We start from the raw sequence: 26,397 nt of genomic DNA, 5'->3' as shown, positions 1-26,397 counted from the left end.
ATTTTAGAGCAAAGCTAGACGAGTATAGGATATGTCTGAAGAAAAAATATATACAGGAAGTTGTTTGTGTGACGGTATTCATTATGAAATTCACGGTAAAATTGGTGATATTTTAGAATGTCATTGTCAACGTTGTCGTAAAGCCAATGGTACTGCTTATGCAACCAATGCACCGATCAACAAAGCTGATTTTAAAATTGTAAAAGGTGAGCATTTACTCAAAAAATTTGAGTCTACGCCTACGACAACGCGTTGTTTTTGTAGTGAATGTGGTTCACCGATTATCAGCATTAAAGCCGAGACACCTGATACTTATCGTTTGCGAATCGGGACTTTAGATACCAAGCTTGATCAAAAACCAACATCACATATTTTCGTTGCGTCTAAAGCAGAATGGGATAGTATTTGTGATACTTTGCCACAATATGATGAACGTCCATAAGTTCTAGTTTAAATTTTAAAATTCATTTAAAAAGGCTCTAAATTTGATGATTTAGAGCCTTTTAATTTGTTCTTGAATCAGCATTTTAAATGCAAATTGATTAGGGTCTGTTGACATTTCACAACTGAATTGCGTTGTCGGCTAAAATTGAGCAGGCAAGGCACGAAATGTAGAGAATGGCGAGACCATTTTCAAATTTCGTAACGATGCCTGAGATAATTTTAGCCACAATCCTGTGGAACGAGAGTATTTTTTGATGCTATTTCGTTGTAGCTTGATCATTTAGATCACTAAATTTCTCAATCTACGTCTCATATCATCTAAAAAACCTTGCGGAGTATACTCCTCACGTCGCAACCAATTTGAAATGTCAACAGACCCTAAGACAATCTAAAACATTAGACTTATTTAGCAATCAAAGCCGTTCCTTCGAACTTGATCCCATCCCAACCATTTTGCATAAATTGACGAATATTTTGATGATCATTTGCTTCAGGTGTTGCTAAAACAGCAGCATAGTGCTCAGCAAATAATTTTAGCGTGTCAGCTTGATCAAGTTGATTGATTTTTGCAAAGCTAAACACTTTTGCACTGCCTTGATTTTCAGTTGCAGCATTATGTTGAGTTCCATTACTAAATGCTGTTGCTGTGTGGTTATACTCAGAGTCAATGCGCGCAATAACGTCTACAAATTTTGCATGACCAGAATCAAGTTGAGCCAAAATATCGAGTGCCATGATGTCTATTCCTTATATAAGCGCAAGTATCATACCGAAATATTGAGCAGCTGTAATGTTCAAAACATCAAAATAAAAGTGTAAAAACTGTACTGGCTGTGGATAACTATGATCTTATTCACATGCTTTGATAGATATAAAGAAACTTAAATTATTATAAAAGTCATGTTTGAAATAGCGTTGAAATGGAGTTTTAAAAAAGCCTAGATAAAAAAGAAGCCTAAGTTGGAGGAGGTAACTTAGACTTCGAAAATATGTTTATAGCTTAAGTATTTAAACTTAAAAATGCATTAACGTTTAAAACGAGCAAAACGTTTATTGAAGCTTGCAATACGTCCATCTGCTGATTTTTGACGGAATGCGCCAGTGTAAAATGGATGTGAAGCACTTGAAATATCTAATACTTTGTATGGATATTCTTTACCTTCAAAAAGTTTAGTTTGTTTAGTACTGATAGTACTACCAATAATAAAATAAGCATCGGCATTGGTATCGTGGAATAAAACTTCGCGATAAGTCGGATGGATATTTGGACGCATGATTTTCTCCTAACTCCTGATTCCTAATAGGGGGTCTTTGCTTATTTTCAGTACTGAATAGGCTTTGAAAAAAGCACGATTATTCAGATGAAAATTGAAAAGATCCTAAATTAGCGCAAGCCCCTTATGCTACGCCTCTTAGAAAAGAGTGGCGTATCAAAAAATAGACAAACAAAATAAATTTTTGATATTTCTTATTATTTAGATAAAAAAAGCCTAAGTAAGTTTGAGGCAATCTTCTTAGGCGAGGAGGGAAAAGCCCACATGTTTAAAATCAATAGAAAAGTTTCTACAAAATTAACGTTTAAAGCGAGCAAAGCGTTTGTTGAAGCTAGCCACTCGACCTTCGTTATTGGTTTGACGTGCTTCACCTGTATAAAACGGATGAGAAGCACTTGAAATATCAAGTGAAACATAAGGATATTTTAGCCCTTGATATTCACGGCTTTGTTGAGTGCGAATGGTACTGCCAATAATAAAATAAGCATTGGCATTGGTATCGTGGAAAAGCACTTCACGATATTCGGGATGAATATTGTCACGCATAGGGAAAGTTCCAATCAGTTATTAAATGTAATGTTATAATATTACATTTAAAAAGTAAACACATTGGAAAATTCTGTTAAATTTTTCTCGATCTATGGATCTAGAGTTGGCACAAGTTCTTCAAATAAGTCATTTAAATTATCATGAACTTTTAAGTGAATAAGATTCCAATAATGTCCTGAGATGGTACGGTTGACCATTAAAGTATCTGGAGATGGTTTGAAGACATCCCAATATTTTAAAGATTTTTTCACTAAACGTACGCCATCATGATGTGCTGAATTTTCTTCAAAATCATAATTTGTAGTGAGTGGACGTAGCAACACCTCAAGCCATTGTTTATATAAATCTTCTGGAAATTGTCCAGTTTCTGATAGAGCATCAAGCGCAACCAAATGTTTTTCAATTGCAGCGATGTCATAGCGACGGCCTGCACGAACCAAGGCTTTGAAGGTTTCAATCACTTCATTATTGAGTGTTTTAACTCCACCAAAGTCATAAATAATCACTGTGCCGTCAGGTCTAAATGCAAAATTTCCTGGGTGCGGATCACAATGAAATCGTTTCAGGAAAAAGATTTCTTGTCCTAAAGCTCGGATCAGACGTTGTCCGATTTCATTGCGTAAGCTGAGATCCCAAGTACTGGCAGTTTCGATGCTTTCGCCTTTTTCTAGGCTAAGGGTCAATATGCGACGACTTGAATATTCTGGATATACAGTCGGAATCACGATTTTATGATCTAAAGCTGAATGGAAAGTTTTAAAGACTTGTAGGTTTTGAGCTTCGATTTCGTAATTTAATTCTTCATGTAAACTTTCTTGTATTTCTTTAAATAAACGATCTTGTAGTTTTTTATCTATTTTGATCACGCCCATCAAACGCAGCGCTAAACGGACTTGTTTTAAATCGCTTTCGCAGGCTTCATCTACGCCCGGATATTGGACTTTTACCACAACTTCAGTGCCATTTGGCAGTGTTGCTTTATGTACTTGCCCAATAGATGCAGCGGCAAATGGCGTTTCATCAAAATGTTTGAACGCTTTCTCTATCGGTTTACCCAGTTCTTTTTCGACTTGTTGTTTGATATCTGCAAAGGGCATTGCAGGTGCTTGACGCTGTAACTTCGAGATTGCTTTGGCAACTTCAGGCGGGAAAATGTCTTTATATTGCGAAGCAATCTGCCCGACCTTCATCACCGCACCTTTCATTTCGCCTAAGGTGTTGGCGATTTGGATTCCAATATCTTGAAATAATTGACTTCTGGCTTGGTTTTTTTGCTCTTCGTCTGCTGTCAAATTGCGAATAGAATTGGACACGGTTTTGCTGGCAATACTTGCTGTCATCGATGCAAGTTTCATAAAACGTCGACCAGGTGTACTCGCATTTTTGGACATGGTAAAAATCCTTTAAATCGAAAAATTTTACTTATTTGATAATAGGTGACAAAACGATTACTGCATAGTTGAAATTGTTAATGTCCTTGTAAATTTGTGAAAAATCGGACATTTTCCTAAAGCATAAAAAATGCAAAACTATTCAAATTCTATTTCATAAACAAAGCTTTAATAAATATAAAATATCGCATTTTTTGGTGTTAATTTGAATAAGGACAATAAAAATTGGAAATCAAAAAATGGGTAATCTGGAACAAGGGTATCAAAATTTATCAAAAGATAAAGCGATTCCTTTAAGTGTTTTTGAAATAGAACAAAATGCGCATGTCATCAAAACGGATGCGGAAGCGATCGACATTGCCAAAAAACTTGCAGAAGAATTTGCAAAAGAAGCGTCACTTCGTGATCAGGAGCGTCGTTTACCGTTAGACGAAATTAAGCAGTATTCGCAAAGTGGTCTTTGGGCAATCAATATTCCTCGTGCCTATGGCGGAGCAGATGTGTCGTATAAAACCTTGGCGGAGGTGGTCAAGACGATTTCGAGTGTTGACTCGTCATTGGGACAAATTGCGCAAAATCATTGGGCATTTATCGAGCATATACGATTGGATGCAACTGAAGAACAAAAGAAATTTTTCTTTGATTTAATTTTAAAAGGTATTCGTTTTGGCAATGCATTTTCAGAAAAGACAGGAAAAACGGTTGCCGATCTAAAAACAACACTGACTAAAACGGAGCAAGGCTATGTTATTAACGGAACAAAATTTTTTGCAACTGGAGCATTGTTGGCACATTGGGTACCTGCAGTTGCAGTAAACGTAGAAGGGCAGCCACATGTGGCACTCATTCCGCGTGATACTTTAGGCCTAAATATTATCAATGACTGGAGTGGTTTTGGGCAGCGTACGACGGCAAGTGGCACAGTCGAGTTAAATAATGTCGCTGTGCGTGAGGAATATATTATTCCCATCTATAAAGCCTTTGAGCGACCTACACCAGCAGGGGCCATTTCGCAGTTTATCCAAGCTGCGGTAGATGCGGGTATTGCTCGTGGAGCGATTGCCGAAACGATTCAATATGTGCAGCAAAAAGCACGTGCTTGGGTTGATTCTGGGCAGGAAAAAGCCAGTGAAGACCCTTTTACCATTGCCAATATCGGTGAGCTGAAAATCAAATTGCATGCAGCTGAAGCTGTTTTGGATTTGGCTGGAGAGGCGATTGATCAAGCCATTGAACTGAGTAGTGATGAAAATGTATCCAATGCAACGCTTTTGGTGGCTGAGTCCAAAGTTTTGACTACTGAAATTGCTTTGCTTGCCAGTAATAAGCTGTTTGAACTTTCAGGAACACGATCAACACTTTCTGAGCTGAATTTAGACCGTCATTGGCGTAATGCACGTACGCATACTTTGCATGATCCTGTGCGTTGGAAATATCACATTATCGGTAATTATTATTTGAATGGTGTGGAACCACCACGACATGCTTGGAGTTAATGGAGAAATATTATGAGCATTTTAAATCGTTTAACCTCACAGCATGAATCACTTTCTTTGGGTGCTGATCTTGAAAAATTAAAAGCAAAATTTCAGCCTATTTTTGATGAAATTGCCAAAAAAACTTTATTTCATGAGCAACAGCGCATTTTACCTTATGATGAAATTCAACTGTTAAAAGACAGTGGTTTTACGGCTATTCGTGTCCCTGAAAAATTTGGTGGGGCAGGTGTATCTTTGCCACAATTGTTTGAATTGTTGACCTTATTGGCGGAAGCTGATTCAAATATCGTACAAGCATTGCGCGGGCATTTTGCCTTTGTTGAAGATCGTTTAAATGCTCATAAAGATTTGTCACAAAAACATTGGTTTGAGCGTTTTGTTGCAGGTGAAACCGTTGGTAATGCATGGACCGAAATTGGTGAGGTGCAGATTGGTGAAGTGGCAACCAGACTAAGCCGAAATATTGAAGGTCGTTGGTTTGTTTCAGGTGAAAAATATTATTCTACAGGAAGTATTTTTGCCGATTGGATCGATGTTTATGCTTATGATGAAATCAATCAGCGAGCAGTGATTGTTGCGGTCAATCGCCATGAAAATGGTGTCGCGATTTTAGATGATTGGGATGGATTTGGTCAGAAAACTACTGGAAGTGGCACAATTCAATTGAAAAACGTTCATGTTTTTGAACAAAATATTATCGATTTTGCAACACGTTTCAAGTATCAAACCGCCTTTTATCAAGCATTCCACTTGGCAACTTTGTCTGGTATCGCGCGTGCAGCAGTACGAACGTTTAGTGAAGAAGTACGTCAGCGTAAACGTATTTTTAGTCATGGAAATGCTGACTTGGTTCGCCATGATCCGCAAGTTTTACAAGTGATTGGGCAAGCCTCCGCACAGAGTTATGCCAGTGAAGCTTTGACACAAAAGGTAGCGACCAGTTTACAAGATGCTTATTTGAGCCATTTTGATCAATCAGAAGTACTTGAACAAAAAGCCAATCATCGTGCTGAACTTGAGTCTGCTCAGGCGCAAGTCGTGGTCAGTCAGTTGGTTTTGAGTCTAAGTAGTGAGTTGTTCAATGCTTTAAGTGCTTCGGCAACCAGTACGGCAAAACAGCTTGATCGTTTCTGGCGAAATGCTCGGACGGTTTCTTCACACAACCCGATTATCTATAAACAAAAAGTGATTGGCGATTGGGAGATCAACCAAGCTGAGCTACCTTATGTTTGGCAAATTGGTCAAAGTCCAAAAGCCAAATCTGCTTAATCTAGCAATAAAAAAAAGAGCCAATCTATTTGGCTCTTTTTTTATGTGATCAATCAAATGAAAGATCAATCACTTAAATATTAATCACTTAAATATTAATTTCTTAAGTATTAACTTGGATCAGTGCTGAAAGTTTTGTTTTAGGCGTTGATTGTTTTTATACAATCGAGTCAGCAATAACACACAAGCCACACTTAGACCCACGATGAGTCCAGTCCACACACCTGCAGCCCCCATATCGGTAAAACGTGCCAAATAAATCCCAACTGGAAATGCTATCACCCAATAAGCAATCAGCGTAATCCACATTGGACCTTTGGTATCTTGCATGCCCCGTAGACAACCTGCGGCTGCCACCTGCCATGCATCCATAAGCTGATAAGCAATAGCAAATAAAATCAAATACATTGCTGCGATAGATACATCATAATCAGAGGTGTAAATCGAGACAATAAACGGTCTAAAGATCGCCATTAATAACATTGTTGCAAGCGCAAAAACGGTTGCAGAAATCAGCCCAATTTTTTGAACTTTATGCATGGCAGGCAGATTTTTAGCCCCATAATATGTCCCCACTCGAATGGTCAAAGCCAGAGCCAAAGACATCGGAATCATAAATAATTGTGATGTTACAGAGATTGCGATTTGATGAGAGGCAACCACGATATCACCTAACGGACTCAAAATAATCGCAGCGGTACTGAAAATACTGACTTCAAAAAAGATCGCCAATCCGATCGGTAAGCCAAGTTTTAAAATACGTTTAACTAAGCCAAGATCAATTTTTTCAAAAGCGCTAAAGACAGGCGTACGTTGATAACGTTTGGCTTTTAAAATATACAGTGCCAAAGTAATAAACATCAGCCATTGTAAAATCGCAGTAGCAAAACCACAGCCAGCACTACCCAAATGAGGCACAGGACCGACACCATACATAAAGATCAGGTTTAATGGAATTTGTACCACGAGGGCAATTAGGCTAATGGCTGTAACTGGTCGAGGATAGCCCAAGGCTTCTGAATAACCACGCAGAGCAGCGTACATCGTAACCGCAGGCATACCAAAACCAATCGCATGTAAAAATAGACTGGCTTTAGGCAATAACGATTCGGGCACGCCTAACACAGGCAGTAACAAAGGCATGGCTTGCAAAATCAGCATTGCCAAAATCCCTAAAATAACTGCAACCCAAAGTGATTGGCGTACGATGGATGGGATTTTTTCAGATTGACGAGCGCCATTTGCTTCTGCAACCAGCGGTGTTGTTGCGATCATGATGCCACTAAATAACAACATAATCGGAATCCACAGTCCGACACCGACCGCAATCGCTGCTAAGTCATTGGATGACATATGTCCCGCCATAATCGTATCAATCAGACCAAAACCAGCTTGGGCAAATTGAGTGACTAAGATGGGAATCATCAAATGGAACAGTTGTTTTAATTCGAAACGGGTTGTCGTGACATTAGACACAAAAAATACTCATCAATAATCAAAATGAATTAGGGTCTGTTGATATTTCACAACTGAATTGCGTTGTTAGCTAAAATTGAGCAGGCAAGGCACGAAATGCAGAGAATGGCGAGACCATTTTCAAATTTCGTAACGAAGCCTGAGATAATTTTAGCTACAACCTGAGCAAGAACAAAGTACTACTTTGTTCGCAGCGCAAGGCGAAGCGAAAGGACGAGAGTATTTTTTGATGCTATTTCGTTGTAGCTTGATCATTTAGATCACTAAATTTCTCAATCTACGCCTCATATCATCTAAAAAATACTCAACGTCGCAATCAATTTGAAATGTCAACAGACCCTAACGTTGTAAAGTCAGTAAAACACCAAATAAAACAAAGACACCGCCGAAGAAGCGTTGCCATGTAATCGGAGTTTTATCTACACCCAGTAAACCAAATTGATCTAAAAACATGGAGGTGCTGATTTGACCGAAGATAATAATGCCAAATAAGGTTAAAAAACCAAGTTTCGGTGCAGCATAAATACTGCAACTCACGGCATAAGCACCTAAAAAACCACCTAACCATAAATACCATGGAATTTGGGAGAACATATTTAGGCTGGGTTTTGAGATCGGCTGTAAAAAAACACAAATTGCCAGCACTATAGTACCAATAAAAAAGGATAAAAGTGCAGCTTGTAAAGGCGAATTCAAATATTCACGTAATTGTGAGTTGATGGCAGTTTGTACTGCAAGTGCAATACCGATACATAAGGCGAGCGGAAGGAAAATGAGCAACTGACTAGATATTTTCATCATTCTTGGAATATTTGTGGTTTGAGATCAGTCTAAAACAAATACATGACAATGCCTACAAGATCGGCTTGCCATGTTAAAATTAGCACCGAACTTTTATTTTGAGCTTTATCTTTGGCTAATCTAGATCCTGCATTGATTCCATTATCACTTTATATCCACATGCCGTGGTGTGTACGCAAATGTCCGTATTGTGATTTCAACTCTCATGCGGTCCCTGATGGAAAATTATCACTGGATTTGGAACGTGAATATTTACATGCCTTAGTTGAAGATTTTAAAACCCAAGTCGATTTTGCCCAAGGGCGTAGCATTCATAGTGTCTTTATTGGTGGAGGCACACCATCGCTGATTTCAGCAAAGGGCTATGTCTGGTTATTTCAACAATTAAAAAATTTATTAAATTTTGAAGACGATTGTGAAATCACTCTTGAAGCCAATCCGGGAACGGTTGAACATGATCCTTTTGCAGGTTATTTACAAGCTGGGATCAATCGTTTGTCGATCGGGGTACAAAGCTTCAATACTGAGCATTTAAAGCGTTTGGGGCGTATTCATAGCAATCAGGATGCTGTTCAAGCCATTTTACATGCCAAAGAAGCAGGATTTGAGCGAATCAATGTCGATTTGATGCATGGATTGCCTGAGCAAACACTGGAACAAGCGTTATATGATTTGAAACTCGCTGTGCAAAGTGGTGCAACACATATTTCTTGGTATCAATTGACGATTGAGCCGAGCACAGTCTTTTTTAAAACGCAGCCTATATTGCCCAATGAAGATGTTTTAGAACAGATTCAATTGCAGGGTGAGGCATTTTTAATTGACAATGGGTTTATCAATTATGAAGTTTCTGCATGGCGTAAAGAACGTCCTTCTGCACATAATTTAAATTATTGGCAGTTTGGCGATTATTTGGCGATCGGGGCAGGGGCACACGGCAAAGTCACACGTCCAGATGGGGTTTATCGTTTTCAAAAAACCCGTTTACCCAAAGATTATTTGGCAAAAGTTCCTGCTGAGCATGTACATTTTCAAGCCATTGAAGCTGAAGATATGCCTTTTGAATTTATGATGAATGCCTTACGCTTAAATCAAGGCGTGGCTTCTGCGCTATATACCGAGCGAACAGGGCAAAGCTTAGAGCAAATGGAGCAACGTTTAAACTCATTACGCACGCGAAAATTGATGCAAGATGATCCAAATCGTTTGGCTTGTACTGAGCAAGGGCATTTATTTTTAAATTCAGTTTTGGAAGAGTTTTTGCTATAGTTTTGTGTGAAATATAAACAAAACTTAGCGCTCATGAAAAAAATAATTTTAACGACACTATTGCTTGCGAGCTGTCCGATGGCTGCGCAAGCAGAAAATAAATCCCCTAAATTTACGGATTATCCAGTCAAATCAGTCTATACGGGCAAGACTGCCAAGCTTGATTTGTCTGACCCTAGCGCGAAAATGTTTCGAACGCGTCTATCGGATGCTCTAAAAGAAAAGCCTGATTTTGCTGGTGAATATGTCTCGACCATGTGGGGCTGTGGTGCGGATTGTCGAAGCTATTCTTTTATTAGTAAACGAACTGGAAAGTTGCTTGATGCCTATTTTGGTGGAGAGTCCAATGCAGAGGATGTGGTTGCAACCAATCCTAAAAGTCGTTTGTTGGTGACAGAGCAGGAAAATAAGGATGAAAATTATAATGTTGAGAGTATCACTGTACGCTACTATGTACTGGAAAATGGCAAGTTAAAATTGATCAAAACACAGAAAACAAAGCCTTAAAAGATTACATTTGAATAGTATCCACCACTTTTTAACACAGGCTCAGCTTGAGTGTTGATACATTTGAGTGTCTATAACTAGGCTTAAAGATAGTGTTGTTTTTGCAGGATTTGGATCAAATTTTTGATCGGCAGGCTGAGTTTTAAGTTGGCATTTTGCAGTAAATATACCTTGATCGATAAAGGCTCTTTCAATGGGTAAATCATTTCTTTTGATAGAGCTTGTTCCGCATTATCACGATCGATAATGCTACAACCGAGATTTTGCTTCACTAATTGAGCCACGAGTGCATTGTTTTGTGCTGAAAGGCGAGAGTGGTCAGTATTTTCAGAGATTATCAGATGTTCATTTAAAGCTGCAATATCAGGCTGAATCCAACGGCTATATTGGATTTGGTGAAGTTCGATCGGGGCTTGCTGGGCTTGGCTATCGATATAACACAAGGGAATTTCAAAAATAGACTCGGATACAATTTTCATTTCTGAGCTTGCAACAAAGCTCAGGGCTAAATCAATTTTGCGATCTAAAATTTTTTGTTCAAGTAGGGCATCTGATTCGATCATGATTGAAAAATCAACATCAGGGTACTTTTGGCTAAAGCGTGCAGTGATTTTCGAGATTAACCCTAGCCCAATGTTGGCTGAACATCCTAGCCTGATTTTTCCATGCGGGTTTTGGGCAAGTGTATGGGTAAATTGATTGAGATCATTGATTTTTTGATAAATCGGCTTAATTTCTTCATATAAAATTTGAGCTTCGTAGGTCGGTTCCAATTTACCTTTAGCACGCTGAAATAGGTTAAAGCCAAGTTTGAGTTCGGTATGTTTGAGTAATTTACTTGCCGCAGGTTGAGATATGCCCAGAGTTGAAGCTGCCTCGGTCAATGAGCCAGAGTGCATTAAGGCATAAAACAGTTCCAAATGGCGTAAATTCATCGTGGTCTACATTACAAACGTTTAGCGCTACGTTATTAAACTCAGTACTTAAATGTCAACATCACAAAGTAAAAGAGCGCTATTTGCGCTCTTTTACTTAAATTTCAAATGAATGTTCTATGATCTTTTCGGGCTTATGCAGTCTTGATAGATCTGATTGGCAAAATCACGACGAACAGACTCTTTTTGTGCATAAGTTGTTCCGCTCACGATATCTGCTTGATAGGCTTGCTGTCCGATTTTTTCATATTCTGGTTTTTGTGCAGCTGGAATGGATTTTAAGAAATTAACATTATTTAAAAATGCATCATAGTTAAAACCATATTGTCTGAGACCCATACTATTGAAAGCAAAGGCTTGTTTTGCACTGCATTGCCCTGCATCGTTTGCTGTCGCATGAACTGAGATGCCAGACGTAAGCATTAGGCTTAAACAGATGAGGCTGTTTTGGTAAAATTTAGACTTCATATGAATTTCTCTTTTTAAGCTTATGAAATTGTTATAAAAATAAAATAGTAAATTGATTAAAGTTAAGCGGTAAAAACAGTCTCTTTAAAAAAAGTAAATCATTCGTTGTTGTTTTTGGTGCTATTTTTTAATCAAATTGTATTTTAATTAAGCTTTATGATAAACGTCAATTGTTTAGTAAATCTAAATCAATGTTTTTGTAATTTTCAGACAAACGAAAAAAAGAGAGCTTGATTAAGCTCTCTTTTATTTGATCTAAACAAATAAACTAGTCATCGAATCGAATTAGTAATCGAAACTAAAATGTTCAGAAGCAAGTGAAGTCAATGTTTTCGATGGGTTTACCATTGATTCTGCATGTCCTTGTGCACGTGGAAGCAAACGCTCAAAGAAGAAATCAGCAGTTTTGATTTTTGCTTTGTAGAATTCTGGAACTTCAGCACCGTTACCTGCTGCCAATTTTTCTGAAGCAACAGCCGCTTGTTGTGCCCAGTAATATGCCATCATCGCATAGCCAGAGAACATCAAGAAATCAACAGAAGCTGATGATACGATGTCACGATCTTTACGAGCTGCAAGCATGATACGGACAGTTAAAGCATTCCATTGTGCACAGATTTTTGTCAAATCCCATGCAAAACGACGCATATATTTGTTGCGCGCATGCACACCACAGAATTTTAAGATTTCAGCAGTATATTCACGAACCACTTTACCTTTTGAAGAAAGTAAAACTTTACGTCCGATCAAGTCGAGAGCTTGAACACCTGTAGTACCTTCATAAAGTGTTGAAATACGTGCATCACGTGCAATTTGTTCCATGCCGTGTTCTTTGATGTAACCATGTCCACCAAAAACTTGCATACCGTGATTGGCAGCTTCTAGACCTAGCTCAGTCAAGAAACCTTTTAAAATCGGGGTATAGAAGCCAAGTTTGTCATCATATTCATCAAATTTAGCTTGGTCGCCTTGAGCAAGTGCATCCGTCATTTTATCTGCAAGTTGAGCTGCATGATAAATCATTGAACGACCACCTTCTGCAATTGCTTTTTGAGTCAATAACATACGACGAACATCAGCATGGTGAATGATCGCATCAGCTACTTTTTCAGGATCTTTTTTACCTGAAAGTGCGCGCATAGACATACGTTCTTTGGCATAAGGCAATGCACCTTGGAATGCAAGTTCAGCATGTGCCAAACCTTGTACCGCTGTACCAATACGCGCAGTATTCATAAAGGTAAACATTGCATGTAAGCCTCTGTTTGGCTCACCAATCAAATAACCGATCGCATCATCAAAGTTCAATACTGCAGTTGCAGACGCTTTGATCCCCATTTTGTGTTCGATTGAACCACAAGTCACAGGGTTGCGTTCACCTACACCGCCGTCAGCTGTAGGCAAGAATTTAGGCACGATAAACAATGAAATCCCTTTAGTACCTGCTGGTGCATCTGGAAGGCGTGCAAGTACGATATGGATAATATTTTCAGTTAAATCATGTTCACCCGCAGAGATGAAGATTTTTGTACCGGTAATTTTATAAGTACCATCTGCATTTGGTTCTGCTTTAGCCTTAACTTGACCTAAGTCAGTACCACACTGAGGTTCAGTCAAACACATCGTACCAGACCAAGTACCTGCAACAAGATGTGGCATGTAGAGATTTTTTTGTTCTTCTGTACCGAATTGCATGATGGTATTCATACAACCCATGCTGAGACCTGGATACATGGTAAATGACCAGTTCGCAGTACCCATCATTTCTGATTTGATCAAGTTCAAAGACATTGGTAAGCCTTGACCACCAAACTCTTCTGGGTAAGACAGACCTTGCCATCCACCTTGAACAAATTGGTCATACGCTTCTTTATAGCCTTTAGGTGTAGTAACGATACCATCTTTAAAATGACAGCCTTCGTCGTCACCGGTTTGGTATAAAGGAGACAAAACATTTTCACAATAATCTGCAGCACCTTCTAAAATCATGTCTACAGTGTCGGCGTCGGCATTTTCACCAATAGTCAATGTTTTATAGTGAGCAGGGTAATCAAGTACTTCGTTCATCAAAAAGCGAATATCACGAAGGGGGGCTTTATATGCTGGCATGTGTCAATCCTAATAAGTATATATCGTTCTAGATTATTCCAATCAATGATTTGATTATTCATATTGGCGATAAAAATACATTGATTTTAGTGAAACTAAGAAATGTCAGAAAAGCGAATTTGGTAGAAATAATGCACACTTTTTTTATTTATATTTGATAAACTAATGTTTAAAATTGTGACGTATTCTCTAAATTTTCTTAATCAAAGTATAAATAAATAAGGTGCTTAAAAATATCATGCGTTTAAAATACCTAACTTTCTGTTTACTGACGATGAGCTTGACGGCATGTTCAAGCAATGTCATAAAATCCAATTCTAATACAGCACAAAATCTACCAGAACGTGCTATTCAGGGCATTAACGCGATGTATAGCTATCCAAGCTATGACTATCGCGGTAAGGTGCAATTTAATATTGGTGATTCTGCAGAACAGAAAAAACTTGGAAATTCATCAAATGTAGATCCTGAGTTACAGTCAAAAATTTCCCAATTTTTGCAAGAACAAAAGATCAGATTGGATGCCAAACAAAAACAACAATTATTTACGTCGTTAAATAAAAATAGTTCGAATGAGTTTTCTGAAATCGTTGATCAAAGCTTCGGTATGTTTCAGACGATGATGAATGATATGCAATTAAGCTATGATGGTACGGTCAACTATCGTCAAAAAGCTGCAACGATGAATTTGGGTATGAAATATAACAAACCAAATTTATCTTATGATATGCGTATCCCAATGGCGGTCGATTTTAAAGATTATAAATTTTATAGCAATGTCTTTGCTTTAGCGCCATTTTTGTCTAGCACACCCAATGCTTATGAGCAGTATATCTATTTCGATTTTTCCAAATATAAAGATCAAATCAATCGTGTAAAAGTAAAAGAACTGGCTGAACTATTAAAAGAAACCAGTGCGATTACCTATCTCATCACACCTAAAGATCAAGTACAGTCGATTGCTTTAAGTGCGGCAGATAAAAATGCTGGCGTTGTTGAAAAAATCCGTATTCATAGTTCAGTCGAAGAAGTTTTTCAGCAAAATCTTTTATTTGCGACAGCAAACCGTGAATATATAACAAAAACAGTACTCGGTTTTGATGAAAAAGCGCTTGCTTCTGATTCGGATGAGGCTATTGATGCTGAAGCCTTAACAGCAGAAGAAATGGCAAGGCAAGCGGCAGAAGAAGCAACTGCAGCAGCAGATGCGGCTGCATCTCCAACGAGTGCTGATCATGTCGTTGCAGAGCTTATAGAACTCATCTATGCACAAAAATATGGCGATGACGAAGATGATGAGGAAACATCTCGTGATGCAACTGCTGCTGCAGCAGAAGCGGCTGACGAAGAGGAAGCAACGACTGCATATGCAAGTGCCGCTGAAGCTGACGAAGAAAGTGACGAAGATGAAGATGCAAGCGATGCAGTTGCAGATCGTGCTGCTGATGCCAGATCTGAAGAGTATTTATCGAGACAAAACTGTCTGGATTTAGCGAAGCAAAAACAAAATGTTGCTTATGGAGACTTTGTCTATTGTAATCAAGAGCAAGATGTAGATGTCTTTAAAGATAGCTCAGTCTCAAAAGCTGAAAAATCAGAGAAGAAATCAGAACTTATTGCCAAGTTCACACGCTATGGGCAAGAAGATAAATTGTTAAATGCACAAGAATTTAAAAACTTGTGGTTTGAAAATCAAAAAGATATTGATGCGGTTTTACCTGCTGTAAAAGATCGCAGTCCATTGATTATGGATGTCGGGTTGGATGCATCAGGGCGTGCTGTCAAACTTGATTATGATCTTTCGACACGCTTTAAAAAGATGACACGTGATCTCAATGTTAAGTTTGATGTTGAAATTTCAAATTATGGTAAAGCATCGAAGATCGACTATACGACTTTAAAACAGGCAAAATCTTTCAAAGAAGCCATCAAAGGAACAATCTTTGAACGCATTATGGGCGGTAGCGCGGCAGAGGATGGTGCTGAGTCTGAACTGAGTTTTGATGAGCAACTCGAAGTTTTAGCTGAAAAAGTTTATAAACAAACGGGTTCTTATGAGAAAACCTATAAAGCTGTGTTTATCGCGAAAATGGGTGCTGAAAATCCTGATCTCGTGAAGCGTTATTCAAGCCGTGATTTACAAGATATCGCTACAATTTATGCTTATAACTATTCAAATCAGGATATTTATAATCCAACTGGAAATGCGTTAAAAACCATTGAAGCTTTGCAGAAAAAACATCATTTAGAAAGTGATGAGCAATATGATTCAACTTTAGGTGCTGAAGTGGATGAGATCGTTGCACCACTGGTTAAAGATGCTCAGAAAAAGCAAGTGATGCAAAAGCTGGTTAAGCAATACAAAAAACCAGAAGCTATTTTTGCACAGTACTACATCGAGAAGTATCAGCAAGAAAATGAAGTTCGACCTGATGAAAAGGCAGATCTCAGCAAAACAGCGGCAATTTTAGCCAAAGTTTATACTGCTGCACAAAAGCAACAATTGAGTCAAAAAACGATTCAAGGTTTAAATGATGATCTTTATGAATATGTCGACTATGATCTATTCAAAGAGACGTATAAAGCAGTCCAAGATGCGGGTTTAAAATAATTTTTAATTCGCTTTAAAAAAAGAACCTCGATTGAGGTTCTTTTTTATTTAAGGGGGTTATGCAGATGTTAAAAAGTTCTTGTTATAAAAGACCTAAATAAAATTGCCATACAACCCATTATTTTCAATAAAATTTTAATTGATCCATGCAGGCAATTTTATTTTGAAACGTTAAAATAAAAAGCTTGAATACAGTCATTTATCTAAGCTCGATTGCAAATCCCAGAGTATTTATCAATATTTAAATCGAGGCTCACAACATCTGCTATTTATAGAAAATCTTTGATATTTGGCTTTACGCCATTCCAGATATAGAAAGATTCAACGGCTTGCCCAACCAACATTCCAAAACCTTCTGAAGTTTCACAGCCACGTGCTTTGGCTTGATCTAAAAAGCTTGAAGCTTTGCCATATGCCATTTCATAGGCATATTTGAATTGAAGATTTTCAGGTAAAACGAGTGCGTCACCTGCAAGGCTTGCTGAGGTCGCATTGATCACAAAATCAAAATGACCATCCAGTTGATCTAGTGTGATACAGCTCAGTTCAGCTTCACTAACCGACGCTTTTAGATCATCTATAAGTTGTTCAGCACGTGCTAAGGTTCGATTGGCAATCACAATTTTCTTTACACCAGCTTTGACCAATGGGTAGATGACACCACGTGTTGCACCACCAGCACCGATGATCAGCATCGTACTATTTTCAAGGTTCCAATCGAGTGCTTGAATGGCTTCAACTAATCCTTGTCCATCGGTATTGTCACCAAAATATTGGCCATTTTTATAGGAAAGCGTGTTGACTGCTTTGGCAATTTTGGCGCGTTCAGAAAGTTCTGCACACATTGCAAATGCACGTTCTTTAAAAGGAACAGTGACATTCATACCAACGCCATTTTCATTTTTAAAAAAAGTTTCAACACTTTGTTCAAAATCTTCGATTTCAGCAAAGCGTTTTACGTAGTTGAGGTCAATACCAGTTTTTTGAGAGAAAGCGAGATGTAACTCAGGGGAGCGAGAGTGTTCAATTGGATTGCCGATGACGGCAAATTGTTTGCTCATATCAAAAAACCTTTGTATTGAAATGGCAATCAATATACGTCAATTTTGAAATACTGCAAAAACTAAAACAAAAAATTGGATTTTGATCTAGTCTAGAAAAACTAAGGATTACAAATAGCTTCGATGATTTCTACGATACTTGTAGACGATACGATAAAAAGAGCAATGCTTAAAATGACAGACAAGGTAATCGAAACACCATCAGAATACGTATTATCAAAAGCAAGCGTGACTGTAATTGAGCATAGCAATGTTGTAGAAATTGCTAAGAACCATAAGATTTTATATCTGTTTAATAAGCTAATCATGACCAATATCTCGTTTTGCGTAAATTGGGCATTATTTAATTTTTTATTTGTGTCATGTACTCAAGACACCACTATAAATAATGATTCCGAGCTTAGTGTAATCGTTTCTCATTTAAAAGTACGTTTTAATACGTCAAAAACTTTGTCAATTTGTGAGAAAGTATAACGAAAAAAAGCTATCTCTCATGAGATAGTTTAGGATCTGTTGATATTTCATAACTGAGTTGCGTTGTCGGCTAAAATTGAGCAGGCAAGGCACGAAATGCAGAGAATGGCGAGACCATTTTCAAATTTCGTAACGAAGTCTGTGATAATTTTAGCCACAACCCTTCGGGACAAGAGTGTTTTTTGATGCTATTTCGTTGTAGCTTGCTCATTTAGATGACTAAATTTCTCAACCTACGCCTCATTTCATCTAAAAAACACTCATTGTCGCAACCAATTTGAAATGTCAACAGATCCTCAGAGTAATTGAATATTATGACGTTTTGTTTAACCAATCTTGCGGTTTGAGATAATAATCAGTCAGACGACGTTCAGGTGTACCGACTTCCCATTCTGCACGATAAGCCCAAGAGACGAGGTTAGGTAAACTCACCAAAATGGATTCGATCCTGCCGCCAGACTGTAAGCCAAACAAGGTGCCACGATCGTAGATAATATTGAACTCTACATAGCGACCACGACGATAAAGCTGGAACTCACGCTGTTCTTCTGTATAAGGTAGGTCTTGATTCTTTTTGAAAATCGGAATAATAGCGTCTAGATAGCCATTCCCTACAGCTTGAATAAACTGAAAACAGGTCTCAAAATCCCAACGGTTTAAATCATCAAAAAATAATCCGCCAACGCCACGCTGTTCATCACGATGCTTGAGATAAAAATAATCATCACACCATTGTTTCATTTCTGGATAAACATCAGCACCGAAAGGTTCACAAAGATCATGTGCCGTTTGATGCCAAGCGATGACATCTTCATCATTTGGATAATAAGGAGTGAGATCAAAACCACCACCAAACCACCAAACAGGATCTTTACCTTCTGGCTGTGCGACAAATAAACGCACATTGGCATGTGAGGTTGGAACATTTGGGTTTTTAGGGTGAATTACCAACGAAACACCCAAAGCTTGAGCAGTACAGTTGGCAATTTCAGGATGACGTGCAGTTGCTGAAGCAGGTAATTTATTGATGTGAATATGCGAAAACATCACACCACCTTTTTCAATCACCGTACCATTTTGCAAAACACGCGAGCGACCACCGCCACCTTCGGCACGTTCCCATTCGTCAACAATAAATTTTGCATCACCACCACCTGCAACTTCTTGTTGTTCGAGTGCATGACAAATTCGGGATTGTAAATCGAGGAGAAATTCGCGAACGCGTTGAATATCAGCTGAAATTTTATTCTGCATGACGACCCTCATAGGGAAATGATGAAAGACTTTCTATATCAAAGCACAAAACCATAAAAAAATAAGGGTTTTTTTATGGTTTTATAAAAATTTTTTCTAAGATGAAGGATTGAAATCGATAAAAAGATGACTTAGAAGTCATCTTTTGAATACATGTGCGACATACGATCATGTTTTGTTTTTAAATAATCTTCATTGTATGGGTTCAAACCAACAGTGAGCGCAACACGATCAACTACATCAATACCAAGATCAGTTAATGCTTTTAATTTTAAAGGATTATTGGTAATCAATTTGACCTGTTTGACCTGTAATTGATCAAGCATAATGCTACACATATCATAACGACGCGCATCTGCAGGCAAATTTAACAATAAGTTGGCATCAACCGTGTCATGCCCTTGATCTTGCAAGGCATAGGCTCTGATTTTGTTGGTCAAGCCAATGCCACGACCCTCTTGGCGCAGGTATAAAATCACGCCTTGTCCAGCATCATTAATCAATTTCATCGTAGAATGTAGCTGAGGTCCACAGTCACATTTGAGTGAGCCAAAAGCATCACCAGTCAAACATTCTGAATGGATGCGAACCAAGACAGGAGTCGTCGGTGGGGTGTCTAAACCTTTAGAAAGTGCAACATGTTCTTCGCCTGTTTTTGGATCTTGAAAAACAGTAATTTTAAAATCGCCATAAGCGGTTGGAAGTTTGGAAGTTGCAACAAATTCTATAGGCACAGGTTCATCCATTTATCGTTTAGAAATTGATTAAAGTATAGCGTAATGCTTGGACATTGGTAGAATTGAAAAGTACGATTTTATGAAGAAGTTTTTCTTTTTTTCATAAAGCACACAATAATAGTTGATAATGGGTGATATTTTTCAGGATAATCTAAGCATCTAACTATTGCATTTTTGGCTATTTACCTGAAAATGCATCATTATAAATGTGGCTGATTGAATGTGATATGATTCAATCTTACCATCGTTAACCTGTTTACCTAGCTCGGATTTGCCAGGCTTTAGAAGGCTTTGCCACATATGTTGTATACCGAAATACCCAGTCAACGCCCTGTTACACCCGTGTTGGACAAGATTGATCATCCAGAGCAATTACGTCAACTAGAGCAAAGCCAATTGGCAACGGTTGCGGATGAACTGCGTCAATTTATTTTGTATGCAGCAGGTCAAAGTGGTGGACATTTTGGTGCAAATCTAGGTGTCATCGAACTGACTGTTGCTTTACATTATTGTTTTAATACCCCAAATGATCGCTTGGTTTGGGATGTAGGTCATCAAGCTTATCCACATAAAGCTTTGACGGGTCGCCGTGAACAATTGACGACGATTCGTGCCAAAGATGGTTTGGCAGCGTTCCCTGCACGTGATGAATCTGAGTTTGATACTTTTGGGGTAGGGCATTCTTCAACTGCAATTTCTGCAGGTTTAGGCATGTCTTTGGCACGTCGTTATCAAAAAGATCCAAATGAAGTTGTCTGTATCGTCGGTGATGGTGCAATGACTGCGGGTATGGCTTTTGAAGCGATGAATGATGCTGTTGCTCATGATGCCGACCTGATCGTCGTCCTCAATGACAATGATATGTCGATCTCATGCAGTACAGGTGGTTTTGCTAAGCATCTTGCTGCGATTTGGGAAAAAGGGCAATCCGTCAATATCAATGCCGAAGGTGAAGCATTTTTAGAAGATCATCCTGACTGGTGCTACAACTCACGTTTGCATGAATCTGCAACAGATGCGGCAGATAATTTATTTAAAGCCATTGGTTTTGATTATTTTGGTCCATTTGACGGGCATGATGTCAATCAATTGGTTCAAGTCTTCAATGCACTCAAAAAACGTAAAGGTCCACGCTTAATCCATGTCTATACTAAAAAAGGCAAGGGTTTTGCTCCAGCAGAAGCAGATCCAATTAAGTATCACGCTATTGCAAAAATAAATGCGACAAAAACAACAGATAAAGCAGTCAAATCAGCACCCAAATATTCAGATGTATTTGGACAATGGTTATGTGATGAAGCTGCACAAGATGAGCGTTTGTTAGCGATTACACCTGCGATGTGTGAAGGTTCAGGTATGGTTGCTTTTGCCAAACAGTATCCGACACGATTCTTCGATGTTGCTATTGCTGAACAACATGCTGTGACTTTGGCTGCAGGTATGGCTTGTGAAGGTCTAAAACCTGTGGTTGCGATTTATTCGACATTTTTACAACGTGGTTATGACCAAATGATTCATGATGTTGCTTTGCAAAATTTAGATGTGACTTTCGGTATCGATCGCGCTGGTCTTGTGGGTGAAGATGGTCCGACACATGCAGGTGCTTATGACTACGCTTATATGCGTACAGTACCCAATATCGTGATCATGGCTCCAAAAGACGAAAACGAATGTCGTCAAATGTTGCATACCGCTTATTTATACAATGGTCCAGCAGCTGTACGCTATCCACGTGGTGCGGGGCTTGGTGTAGAAATGCAGCAAGTATTAAGCACAATTGAAATCGGTCAGGCGGAAGTTGTTGCTGAGTTCAATCTTGAACATGAAGAGCAGATTACTATTTTAGCTTTTGGTAGCCGTGTTGCACCCGCGATTGTGGCTGCAAAAAACTTGGCAAATAGTCATGATCTTGCTGTACGTGTCATCAATATGCGTTTTGTTAAACCATTGGATGAGCAAATCATCAGAGAATATGCGGATAAAACCAGTTTATTTGTGACGGTTGAAGAGCATGCTGTGATGGCAGGTGCGGGTAGTGCAGTCAATGAGTTTTTGGCACAGGCACAGATCGTGAAACCAATGCTAAATTTGGGATTGCCAGATACATTTATGCATCAAGCAACGCATGCTCAAATGCTTGAAGCTTGTGGTTTGGATGAAAAAGGTATTCAAAACGCAGTTGAAAAAGCTTGGTTAAAGCTTGTACAGCATGCTTAGGTTGTTGTTAATTTATTGATTTAAAAAATGATCTATTTGACATTCTAAAATATTAGAAACATTTCCTCCCTAAAAGCACTTATATTTGATAGAATATGGGTGCTTTTATGCATTATTCTTTATCAGTATCTTCAAATTTGTAGTGGGTGTTCAATGGAACCTATGGTGGTGATGGCTGCGCGTGCGGCTCAGTTAGTTGGTCTTGAGATTTTAAAAGCGCATCAAAATCGTCATAAACTTGATCTACAAGTTGAAGAAAAAGGTATTGATGGTCCTGTTACGCGTGTTGATCGCTATATCGAACAGTTGACGATTGATACACTTCGCAAAAGCTATAAAAATCATAGCTTCCTTGGCGAAGAGTTTGGTATGCAAGAAGGTAAAGGTCACGATGCCGATTGGTGTTGGGTGATTGATCCGCTTGATGGTACTTTAAACTTTGTCAATGGCTTCCCTCATTTCTGTGTTTCTATTGCAGTTCAACATAAAGGTGTAACTCAACACGGTGTGATCTATGATCCTGTGAAAGATGAGTTATTCTCTGCAAGCCGTGGTCGCGGTGCTATGTTGAATCAACGTCGTATTCGTGTAAATGTTAAAGATAGCTTGGAAAATACATTCTTGGCTGTTGGTCATGCTTATCGTGCAAAACGTAATGGTGAAGTGATTTCTTATGCAAAAAATCATTTTGAATCATTGCTCAACGTAACAGAAGCTGGTGCTCAATACCGCCGTGGTGGTTCTGCTGCACTTGATTTGGCTTATGTTGCTGCAGGTCGTTTTGATGGTTATTTTGAACTTGGTTTGAAACCTTGGGATATCGCTGCTGGCGAATTGATCGTGAAAGAAGCAGGCGGTACAGTGGTTGATGCTCGTGGTGGTAACGATTCTATGGACAATGGTCAAGTGATCGCATGTTCTATGAAAATGTTAAAACCATTGATGCAAGCGGTTGTTCCTGCTTGGGGCGAAGCTGCGAAATAAGTTTTTGCTTTAAATTTGTAGATTAAAGTTTAAAAAGCTCTCACTGGTTGGGAGCTTTTTTATTGGGATAAATAACGTATATTATATTGATCTAAGATAAAACAAAAAATACAAAGATGAAATTTGAGCTTGATACACCACTGAAGAAAGTACTCGCGATATGCTTTTATATATGTTTGGTTTTTTTATATAAGAGATGCACGTTTCCAGATAAGGTAGTACATCAGGTAGATTCTATTTTGCAAACTGATCCTCAGATTCAGGCTGAGTATGGCAAAGTCAAACATTATAAATATTTTGGAAAAACGATTCTTTATAATGGTGGTGTAAATGATCCCATATCTTATATTTACCACATCAAAGTTGAAGGTGAGAAAAAACAAGGTGAAATTGAATTGAAAATTTATAAATTTCCAGAGCAAGCGCCAAAGCCGTATATTGTTGAGCTAAAAGATGAATAAGTTGATCGCGCTAAATTTATCCAATTTAAATCAAAAAATTGATTTCATTTGAGAGAAGGCAATGGTTTGTATCGTCAGTATGATTTGAAAATGCTGTATCGAGTTTAAAATCATATCTGTGGTGATTGGGATACCATAAAATGTCGATCTATTTGCATTGGATTTAGAGAGTAGAAAAAGCGGGAAAGGGGAGCATTTTCATTAAATTTATTTCTAGATCAAATCCAGCCTATTAAAAAACCAAACAATTTTGAATACTTAATATACAAAAAAGTAATTAAAAGAAAAAAACAATAAAAGCTGATGACATTATTAAAATTTCTGCTATAATCCGCGCACGCACTTATTTTCCGTTCATTACCTGAACATTCTTATCTTATCATTGTGTATGCGCGTGCGGTCCAAAAGAGAGGACGATATCTCGCGCCCCAATCGCTTAAGCGATTCATTCAGGTTAAGCCCGTAATCAAGCGTGCGTTATATCACATCGTCGTTACTCGGATCGCCGCTGAATCTTCCAATTTTCAGCGTATATTGCTGTACCGCTTTTTGCCGATGTCCATCTGACTATATATTTAATGGAGCACCCAGATTTCGGGTGAAAAACTCTATGAGCAAAACTTTTGCTGAATTTCCTTTGCACGAATCGCTTCAACTGGCTCTACAAGGTTTAGGTTTTACTAACCCAACACCAGTACAAGAATTAGCTATTCCTGCTGCTCTAGAAGGTAAAGACCTTTTAGTTTCGAGCCAAACAGGTTCGGGTAAAACTGCTGCATTTTTACTTCCTACATTAAACGCTTTAGCTGGACAAGAAACTTTTGTTCCATTTAAAGAGCGTATGAAAGCGGTAACACAACCAAGCATTCTCGTGATTTCTCCTACACGTGAACTTGCTCAACAGGTTTGCCAAGACGCAATTGCACTTGTTCGCCAAATGAAAGGCGTTCGTGTTGCTGCGATCATGGGTGGTATGCCTTTTGGTAAACAAATCCAACAATTAAAAGGCGCGCAAGTTGTTGTTGCAACTCCAGGTCGTTTACTTGACCTTGTAAATCGTCGTCAAATCAAACTTGATAAAGTTGATGCTTTAATCGTTGATGAAGCTGACCGTATGCTTGACCTAGGTTTCTCTGAAGACTTAGAAGCAATCAGCGACTTAGCTGCAAACCGTAAACAAACATTGATGTTCTCTGCAACTTTTGCAGATCGTATTATCCGTCTTGCTGAACGCATGATGAATGATCCAGAGCGTATTGCGATTGAAACTGGTCATTCTACAAATACTGACATTACCCAAACTTTACATTGGACTGATGGTTTTGAGCATAAGAAAAAATTGCTTAACCACTGGTTAAGTGAAGAAGACGTAGATCAAGCTGTAGTATTTGCAAGCACTCAAGAAGATACAGATATGCTTGCTGAAGAGCTTGCAGAAGCTGGGCATTCAGTTGTTGCGCTTCATGGTGCTATGCCACAAACAGTACGTAACCGTCGTTTACGTAGTATCCGTGAAGGCCGTGCAAAAATCTTAGTTGCAACTGATGTTGCGGCACGTGGTTTAGACGTACCAACAATTTCACACGTAATCAACTTCGGTTTACCTATGAAACACGAAGACTATGTACACCGTATTGGTCGTACAGGTCGTGCGGGTCGTACAGGTAAAGCGATTACTTTAGCGACTTATCGTGAACGCGGTAAAATTCGTGCCCTAGAAGACTATTTAGATGCACGTTTAAGCGTAACTGAAATCGAAGGTCTTGAGCCATCTCCACCTCCTGCTCGTGGTGGTCGTGACGGTGGTCGCGGTAATGGTAAACGTGATGGCGGCCGTGGTCGTGGTGGTTTTGGTGGCGGTCGTCGTTTTGAAGGCGAAGGCAACTTTAAACGCCGTGAAGGTGGTCGTGATGACCGTCCACGTCGTAGCTTTGATGATAAACCTCGCGGTGATCGTCCAGCGTTCGGTGGCGAAGATCGTCCACGTCGCGAGTTTAACTCTGATCGTCCACGTCGCGAAGGTGGTTTTGGCGATCGTCCAAAACGTTCATTCGGTGGTGAAGATCGTCCACGTCGTGAGTTCAACTCTGACCGTCCACGCCGTGAAGGTGGTTTTGAAGACCGTCCAAAACGTTCATTCGGTGGTGAAGATCGTCCACGTCGTGAGTTCAACTCTGATCGTCCACGTCGCGAAGGCGGTTTCAACGATAAACCACGTTTTGACTCAAATGATGACAACCGTGGTAATCGCGTAGATTACAAACCACGTCGTGAAGGCGGTTTCGGTGATCGTCCAAAACGCTCTTTCGGTGGCGAAGATCGTCCACGTCGTGAAGGTGGTTTTGGTGATCGTCCAAAACGTTCTTTCGGTGATGACCGTCCAAAACGTTCATTTGGTGGTGAAGATCGTCCACGTCGTGAATTTAACTCAGATCGTCCACAACGCGAAGGTGGTGATCGCCGTCGTAAGTTTAACGACTAAGTTATTTTGTGAATCAAAAAGCCAGTATTTATACTGGCTTTTTTTATGCTAGATATTTGGTAATTCATTTTGTAAATGTATAATGGATCACAAATACATATTTGCTGAAATTGATGAATAAGAAA

General features: G+C 38.8%; 22 protein-coding genes. 10 read left to right on the top strand and 12 right to left on the bottom strand.

The genetic code is table 11. From position 1 onward, the window contains the following. Nucleotides 1-31 precede the first annotated feature (31 nt). On the top strand, nucleotides 32-442 hold the full coding sequence (locus F960_RS18550; RefSeq protein WP_004869708.1) for a GFA family protein: 411 nt from the start codon (nucleotides 32-34) through the stop codon (nucleotides 440-442). Between the two features lie 404 nt (nucleotides 443-846). Here F960_RS18550 and F960_RS18545 read toward each other — a convergent pair whose 3' ends face one another. From F960_RS18545 to F960_RS18530, 4 genes are all read right to left on the bottom strand, one after another. Continuing rightward, the gene (locus F960_RS18545) at nucleotides 847-1,179 is read right to left on the bottom strand and encodes a HopJ type III effector protein (protein ID WP_004869705.1); all 333 of its coding nucleotides are present in this window, start codon (nucleotides 1,177-1,179) and stop codon (nucleotides 847-849) included. Between the two features lie 290 nt (nucleotides 1,180-1,469). Continuing rightward, the gene (locus F960_RS18540; protein ID WP_004869702.1) at nucleotides 1,470-1,718 is read right to left on the bottom strand and encodes a type B 50S ribosomal protein L31; all 249 of its coding nucleotides are present in this window, start codon (nucleotides 1,716-1,718) and stop codon (nucleotides 1,470-1,472) included. Nucleotides 1,719-2,015: 297 nt separating this feature from the next. Next, nucleotides 2,016-2,264 carry a type B 50S ribosomal protein L31 gene (locus tag F960_RS18535; protein ID WP_004869698.1) on the bottom strand — a complete coding sequence of 83 codons (249 nt, stop codon included), beginning with the start codon at nucleotides 2,262-2,264 and terminating at the stop codon, nucleotides 2,016-2,018. A 92-nt stretch (nucleotides 2,265-2,356) separates the two neighbouring features. After that, the gene (locus F960_RS18530; protein ID WP_004869696.1) at nucleotides 2,357-3,658 is read right to left on the bottom strand and encodes an ABC1 kinase family protein; all 1,302 of its coding nucleotides are present in this window, start codon (nucleotides 3,656-3,658) and stop codon (nucleotides 2,357-2,359) included. Nucleotides 3,659-3,897: 239 nt separating this feature from the next. On the opposite strand from F960_RS18530, the gene F960_RS18525 reads away from it, so the two are divergent. Both F960_RS18525 and F960_RS18520 read left to right on the top strand, forming a co-directional pair. Then, nucleotides 3,898-5,154, top strand: a complete 1,257-nt coding sequence (locus tag F960_RS18525) for an SfnB family sulfur acquisition oxidoreductase (protein ID WP_004869693.1) — start codon at nucleotides 3,898-3,900, stop codon at nucleotides 5,152-5,154. Nucleotides 5,155-5,166: 12 nt separating this feature from the next. Continuing rightward, complete coding sequence (locus tag F960_RS18520) at nucleotides 5,167-6,426, top strand: acyl-CoA dehydrogenase family protein (RefSeq protein ID WP_004869688.1); 1,260 nt, start codon at nucleotides 5,167-5,169, stop codon at nucleotides 6,424-6,426. Between the two features lie 120 nt (nucleotides 6,427-6,546). Here F960_RS18520 and F960_RS18515 read toward each other — a convergent pair whose 3' ends face one another. Further along, entirely contained in the window at nucleotides 6,547-7,851 is a 1,305-nt protein-coding gene (locus F960_RS18515) for an MATE family efflux transporter (RefSeq protein ID WP_042072686.1), read from the bottom strand. A 390-nt stretch (nucleotides 7,852-8,241) separates the two neighbouring features. Next, on the bottom strand, nucleotides 8,242-8,703 hold the full coding sequence (locus F960_RS18510; RefSeq protein ID WP_020846824.1) for a DMT family transporter: 462 nt from the start codon (nucleotides 8,701-8,703) through the stop codon (nucleotides 8,242-8,244). Nucleotides 8,704-8,814: 111 nt separating this feature from the next. Between F960_RS18510 and hemW the strand changes: the two genes are divergently transcribed. Beyond that, complete coding sequence (hemW, locus tag F960_RS18505; RefSeq protein ID WP_004869673.1) at nucleotides 8,815-9,972, top strand: radical SAM family heme chaperone HemW; 1,158 nt, start codon at nucleotides 8,815-8,817, stop codon at nucleotides 9,970-9,972. 33 nt (nucleotides 9,973-10,005) lie between these two features. Beyond that, complete coding sequence (locus tag F960_RS18500; RefSeq protein ID WP_035373531.1) at nucleotides 10,006-10,479, top strand: hypothetical protein; 474 nt, start codon at nucleotides 10,006-10,008, stop codon at nucleotides 10,477-10,479. A gap of 83 nt (nucleotides 10,480-10,562) precedes the next feature. Here the strand turns inward: F960_RS18500 and F960_RS18495 are convergent, their stop codons facing one another. The 3 genes from F960_RS18495 to F960_RS18485 all read right to left on the bottom strand — a co-directional run bounded on the left by F960_RS18495 (nucleotide 10,563) and on the right by F960_RS18485 (nucleotide 13,991). Then, entirely contained in the window at nucleotides 10,563-11,414 is an 852-nt protein-coding gene (locus F960_RS18495; RefSeq protein WP_004869666.1) for a LysR family transcriptional regulator, read from the bottom strand. 117 nt (nucleotides 11,415-11,531) lie between these two features. Then, nucleotides 11,532-11,882, bottom strand: coding sequence for a hypothetical protein (locus F960_RS18490; protein ID WP_004869664.1), 351 nt, complete (start codon nucleotides 11,880-11,882; stop codon nucleotides 11,532-11,534). Between the two features lie 285 nt (nucleotides 11,883-12,167). Further along, a complete protein-coding gene (locus tag F960_RS18485) occupies nucleotides 12,168-13,991 on the bottom strand; it encodes an acyl-CoA dehydrogenase C-terminal domain-containing protein (protein ID WP_004869661.1) in 1,824 nt (607 codons plus the stop codon). 238 nt (nucleotides 13,992-14,229) lie between these two features. Between F960_RS18485 and F960_RS18480 the strand changes: the two genes are divergently transcribed. Next, nucleotides 14,230-16,602, top strand: coding sequence for a hypothetical protein (locus tag F960_RS18480; RefSeq protein WP_004869658.1), 2,373 nt, complete (start codon nucleotides 14,230-14,232; stop codon nucleotides 16,600-16,602). Nucleotides 16,603-16,871: 269 nt separating this feature from the next. Here F960_RS18480 and aroE read toward each other — a convergent pair whose 3' ends face one another. The 3 genes from aroE to ribA form a co-directional block, all read right to left on the bottom strand. Then, on the bottom strand, nucleotides 16,872-17,663 hold the full coding sequence (gene aroE, locus F960_RS18475) for a shikimate dehydrogenase (protein ID WP_004869656.1): 792 nt from the start codon (nucleotides 17,661-17,663) through the stop codon (nucleotides 16,872-16,874). Nucleotides 17,664-18,449: 786 nt separating this feature from the next. Continuing rightward, complete coding sequence (hemF, locus tag F960_RS18465) at nucleotides 18,450-19,391, bottom strand: oxygen-dependent coproporphyrinogen oxidase (protein WP_004869650.1); 942 nt, start codon at nucleotides 19,389-19,391, stop codon at nucleotides 18,450-18,452. Between the two features lie 131 nt (nucleotides 19,392-19,522). Then, complete coding sequence (gene ribA / locus F960_RS18460) at nucleotides 19,523-20,125, bottom strand: GTP cyclohydrolase II (protein ID WP_004869648.1); 603 nt, start codon at nucleotides 20,123-20,125, stop codon at nucleotides 19,523-19,525. A 303-nt stretch (nucleotides 20,126-20,428) separates the two neighbouring features. Between ribA and dxs the strand changes: the two genes are divergently transcribed. From dxs to F960_RS18440, 4 genes are all read left to right on the top strand, one after another. Next, nucleotides 20,429-22,345, top strand: coding sequence for a 1-deoxy-D-xylulose-5-phosphate synthase (gene dxs / locus F960_RS18455; RefSeq protein WP_004869645.1), 1,917 nt, complete (start codon nucleotides 20,429-20,431; stop codon nucleotides 22,343-22,345). A gap of 153 nt (nucleotides 22,346-22,498) precedes the next feature. After that, on the top strand, nucleotides 22,499-23,329 hold the full coding sequence (locus F960_RS18450) for an inositol monophosphatase family protein (protein ID WP_020846828.1): 831 nt from the start codon (nucleotides 22,499-22,501) through the stop codon (nucleotides 23,327-23,329). A gap of 239 nt (nucleotides 23,330-23,568) precedes the next feature. After that, complete coding sequence (locus F960_RS22460) at nucleotides 23,569-23,790, top strand: hypothetical protein (RefSeq protein WP_020846829.1); 222 nt, start codon at nucleotides 23,569-23,571, stop codon at nucleotides 23,788-23,790. A 610-nt stretch (nucleotides 23,791-24,400) separates the two neighbouring features. After that, complete coding sequence (locus F960_RS18440; protein WP_004869636.1) at nucleotides 24,401-26,272, top strand: DEAD/DEAH box helicase; 1,872 nt, start codon at nucleotides 24,401-24,403, stop codon at nucleotides 26,270-26,272. Nucleotides 26,273-26,397: the final 125 nt, after the last annotated feature.

Origin of the sequence: Acinetobacter gerneri DSM 14967 = CIP 107464 = MTCC 9824 (assembly GCF_000368565.1) — a bacterium.
GTDB lineage: Bacteria > Pseudomonadota > Gammaproteobacteria > Pseudomonadales > Moraxellaceae > Acinetobacter > Acinetobacter gerneri.
Note: the sequence above shows the minus strand (reverse complement) of the source record. Positions and strands in the feature narration are given on the sequence as shown.

What these genes read in the sequence shown, in the direction of transcription:
- F960_RS18550 (WP_004869708.1), top strand. Translation starts at nt 32, where the DNA reads ATGTCTGAAGAAAAAATATATACAGGAAGTTGTTTGTGTGACGGTATT.
- F960_RS18545 (WP_004869705.1), bottom strand. Translation starts at nt 1,179, where the DNA reads ATGGCACTCGATATTTTGGCTCAACTTGATTCTGGTCATGCAAAATTT.
- F960_RS18540 (WP_004869702.1), bottom strand. Translation starts at nt 1,718, where the DNA reads ATGCGTCCAAATATCCATCCGACTTATCGCGAAGTTTTATTCCACGAT.
- F960_RS18535 (WP_004869698.1), bottom strand. Translation starts at nt 2,264, where the DNA reads ATGCGTGACAATATTCATCCCGAATATCGTGAAGTGCTTTTCCACGAT.
- F960_RS18530 (WP_004869696.1), bottom strand. Translation starts at nt 3,658, where the DNA reads ATGTCCAAAAATGCGAGTACACCTGGTCGACGTTTTATGAAACTTGCA.
- F960_RS18525 (WP_004869693.1), top strand. Translation starts at nt 3,898, where the DNA reads ATGGGTAATCTGGAACAAGGGTATCAAAATTTATCAAAAGATAAAGCG.
- F960_RS18520 (WP_004869688.1), top strand. Translation starts at nt 5,167, where the DNA reads ATGAGCATTTTAAATCGTTTAACCTCACAGCATGAATCACTTTCTTTG.
- F960_RS18515 (WP_042072686.1), bottom strand. Translation starts at nt 7,851, where the DNA reads ATGATTCCCATCTTAGTCACTCAATTTGCCCAAGCTGGTTTTGGTCTG.
- F960_RS18510 (WP_020846824.1), bottom strand. Translation starts at nt 8,703, where the DNA reads ATGATGAAAATATCTAGTCAGTTGCTCATTTTCCTTCCGCTCGCCTTA.
- F960_RS18500 (WP_035373531.1), top strand. Translation starts at nt 10,006, where the DNA reads ATGAAAAAAATAATTTTAACGACACTATTGCTTGCGAGCTGTCCGATG.
- F960_RS18495 (WP_004869666.1), bottom strand. Translation starts at nt 11,414, where the DNA reads ATGAATTTACGCCATTTGGAACTGTTTTATGCCTTAATGCACTCTGGC.
- F960_RS18490 (WP_004869664.1), bottom strand. Translation starts at nt 11,882, where the DNA reads ATGAAGTCTAAATTTTACCAAAACAGCCTCATCTGTTTAAGCCTAATG.
- F960_RS18485 (WP_004869661.1), bottom strand. Translation starts at nt 13,991, where the DNA reads ATGCCAGCATATAAAGCCCCCCTTCGTGATATTCGCTTTTTGATGAAC.
- F960_RS18480 (WP_004869658.1), top strand. Translation starts at nt 14,230, where the DNA reads ATGCGTTTAAAATACCTAACTTTCTGTTTACTGACGATGAGCTTGACG.
- aroE (WP_004869656.1), bottom strand. Translation starts at nt 17,663, where the DNA reads ATGAGCAAACAATTTGCCGTCATCGGCAATCCAATTGAACACTCTCGC.
- hemF (WP_004869650.1), bottom strand. Translation starts at nt 19,391, where the DNA reads ATGCAGAATAAAATTTCAGCTGATATTCAACGCGTTCGCGAATTTCTC.
- dxs (WP_004869645.1), top strand. Translation starts at nt 20,429, where the DNA reads ATGTTGTATACCGAAATACCCAGTCAACGCCCTGTTACACCCGTGTTG.
- F960_RS18450 (WP_020846828.1), top strand. Translation starts at nt 22,499, where the DNA reads ATGGAACCTATGGTGGTGATGGCTGCGCGTGCGGCTCAGTTAGTTGGT.
- F960_RS18440 (WP_004869636.1), top strand. Translation starts at nt 24,401, where the DNA reads ATGAGCAAAACTTTTGCTGAATTTCCTTTGCACGAATCGCTTCAACTG.